Below are 910 nucleotides of genomic sequence, written 5' to 3'. Positions count from 1 at the left end.
GCGTGCGGAAGAAGACCCGTCCTACCATGAGCGCAGCGTCATCGCCGTGATCGGGGATGGCTCCATCTCCGCCGGTATGGCGTATGAGGCCATGAACAACGCCGCCGTGGCTGGACCCGGTGCGGAACGGCTGATCGTCATCCTCAACGATAACGAGATGTCCATCGCCCCGCCCGTTGGCGCGATGTCCAACTACCTCTCCCGCCTGATGTCCTCCCGCAAGTTTATGGGCCTGCGTGAACTGGCCGGGAAAGTCGTCAAGAAACTTCCGGCTCCGGTCGAACGCACCGCACGCAAGGCGGACGAGTATGCCCGCGGCATGATTACCGGCGGCACGCTGTTTGAAGAGCTGGGCTTCTATTACGTGGGCCCTGTGGACGGACATGACCTGCCGCAGCTGGTCGCCATCCTGCGCAACCTGCGCGATACGGATAACGGCCCCATCCTGCTGCATGTGATGACCGAAAAAGGTCATGGCTATCAGCCCGCCGAGAAGGCCGGGGACAAGTATCACGCCGTTGCCAAGTTCAACGTCGTCACCGGTGAGCAGAAAAAAGGCCCTGCCGGGCCGCCGTCCTACACCTCCGTGTTTGCACGCGAACTGGTGCGCCGGGCTGCGACCGACAACAAAATTGCCGCCATCACCGCCGCCATGCCGTCCGGCACCGGGCTGGATGCGTTCGCGAAGAACTATCCCGACCGCTTCTTTGATGTCGGCATTGCCGAGCAGCATGCCGTGACCTTTGCTGCGGGTATGGCGACCGAAGGCCTCCGCCCCTTCTGCGCCATCTACTCCTCCTTCCTGCAGCGCGCCTATGATCAGGTGATGCATGACGTGGTGCTGCAGAAGCTGCCTGTCCGCTTCGCCATTGACCGCGCCGGTCTGGTGGGCGCCGATGGGGCAACCCAT

General features: G+C 62.9%; 1 protein-coding gene. It reads left to right on the top strand.

The genetic code is table 11. The annotated features are described in order from the left end of the window. The coding region (locus AD930_RS00035) for a 1-deoxy-D-xylulose-5-phosphate synthase N-terminal domain-containing protein (RefSeq protein WP_279615143.1) at positions 1 to 910 on the top strand (910 nt) is incomplete at both ends.

This window comes from Acetobacter malorum, from assembly GCF_001580615.1.
In the GTDB taxonomy this organism is placed as follows: Bacteria; Pseudomonadota; Alphaproteobacteria; order Acetobacterales; family Acetobacteraceae; genus Acetobacter; species Acetobacter malorum.
This window is presented reverse-complemented; position numbering and strand designations above follow the sequence as displayed.